1 protein-coding gene is annotated in these 2,172 nt (G+C 54.8%); it reads left to right on the top strand.

What is annotated here, in order from left to right:
- Positions 1–768 precede the first annotated feature (768 nt).
- Entirely contained in the window at positions 769–2,025 is a 1,257-nt protein-coding gene (ltrA, locus tag KJQ12_RS13560) for a group II intron reverse transcriptase/maturase (RefSeq protein ID WP_213485109.1), read from the top strand.
- The last annotated feature ends 147 nt before the right edge of the window (positions 2,026–2,172 follow it).

Genomic DNA, 2,172 nt, shown 5'->3' on the forward strand with positions numbered 1-2,172 from the left:
ATAAGCCCAAAAGGTGAAGTGAGCGGCCTGCAGGAAGGGAGTCCGAGGGGGTTATAGTGCGTGCGTGGCAGCACGATCATCAGGCGGGTTCAAGTCCCGCTGAGCCTCGGACTAGGGGGCTCATATCCAAACCCGGGGGTAATGCCTCGGGGGCCGGCAAATTGGATTTGCCGGAGGGCAGGGCGTCTGTCGCGAGGCAGAGTCTGAAAGGCTTGAGGAGAAGTACCAGGCCGTAGTGAAACGGGGCTACCCGAATTGCGAACCGGTCGGCCAAAGATGGGGCAAGGTCGAGTCTGCACTATGGAGACGAAGGCGCTTCTAGTCCACCCATCGCACCAAGGTGTGTGCGGACGGCATGGTACGGAAGATGACGATGCGACCCACGGAGATCTCGTCATGTCTGAAACGAAGGCACTTGCAGGACGAGTGGGTAAATAAAGTCGAAGCGGTCGCGCCGCGCCCGCCGCTTCCAAAGAACGCGCGGCAGTTTCAGTAACGGATGCTATAAGGAAACCCCGAAGTGCATGCCGGATGCATGGCGAGAAGTCGGAGAGCTGCGTATTACTTTGGAACGGACGAACAACAGAAACGTCCGGATCAGCCGCCCTGGTGCGGTTGGCTTCTGGCTCACTCAAAAGGTGGGCGGAAGGGGAAGGCGGCTCGCTTTATGGAGACCGGAACTGGAGTGAGTTTCGCGAGTAGGCGGCAAAGGACGGACAGTTCCCTAAGTGAAAGACCCGGAACTTGCAGGCGGAGGATACGAAACGCATGAAAGCAGAAGGCACAGGTCGGAAAGTTCATTCGTTAATCGACAAAGTGTATCATCGGACAAACTTGGAAATGGCATGGGAGTCGGTGAAGGCAAACGGAGGCAGCGGAGGAATCGACAAGGTGACCATCGCGGCGTTCCAAGAAGTTGCCGAAGTGGAACTGGCGCGGCTGCACGAAGAACTGAAACAGGGTACATACCGACCGATGCCGGTCAGACGGATACTCATCCCCAAGAAAGGGAAACCGGGTGAAAAGCGACCGTTGGGCATTCCGGCAATACGGGACAGGGTATGTCAACAGGCCTTGAAGAACAGGCTGGAGCCTATCTTCGAACCTCTGTTCAGTGAATGCAGCTTCGGATACCGACCGGGTAGATCGACGCATCAAGCGATGCGGAAGATTTATCGCGAACTCATGGATGGATGCGAATGGATCGTGGATGCGGACTTGCGGGATTTCTTCGGGACGGTCCATCACGAACCGCTAATCGATATGATTGCGGAGCAAGTCAGCGACGGCAGAATCCTCAAACTGGTCAGGCAAATGCTCGAAGCCGGGTATATGGAAAGCGGAAAGAAATACGCTACCCCAAGCGGAACACCGCAAGGAAGCGTGGTCAGTCCGCTTTTTAGCAACATTTATCTGAACCGGTTCGACCATGAGATGACGGCGAGAGGGTATCGGCTGACGCGATTTGCCGATGATTGGGTGGTTCTCTGCAAGACCCAAGCGGAGGCGGCACGGGCACTTCGGGACGCAAGAATGATTCTGGAGTCGCTCGGATTGACGCTTCACCCGGATAAAACCAGGATCACCCACATCACACGGGGATTTGAGTTTCTGGGCTACAAACTCAAACGGGGAAAGGGTCTGTCACTGCCGCGGGATAAGGTGAAGAAACAACCGAAATTCAACATCTATGCCTATCCCAAAGCGAAGTCCATTCAAGCATTCATGGATACGATTCGGGCCCGAACGCGCAGACGCATACCGTTAACGGTCTACGAACTCATTGACTCCATCAATCCCGTCATACGAGGATGGGGAAACTATTTCCGTAAAGCCCATGTAAGAAAGCTGTTTAACCGACTCCAACGCTGGATCATAAGGCGAATATGGAGCCATCGGTTTAAACGGTGGCGAAACACAGGGTGGAAGAAGTTGCCCGAATCCATCCTCTACTCCAAGTACAGACTGGTGAACCTTTTGTCGTTAATTCCGGATTTGAACCTACGAACTGCACCCAAAGGGTGACATGAAGGAAAGCGGATTGCGGGAAAACTGCACGATCCGTTTGATCGAGCGGACGGAGAGAGGCGTAAGCCGACCTCCTTCGACTCTACACCGAGGAACGCAGGACAACACAACCTGCGGGAGGGAAGGACCCCTGCTTTGTTCATG

It is taken from the genome of Thermobacillus xylanilyticus, from assembly GCF_907165215.1.
In the GTDB taxonomy this organism is placed as follows: Bacteria; Bacillota; Bacilli; order Paenibacillales; family Paenibacillaceae; genus Thermobacillus; species Thermobacillus xylanilyticus.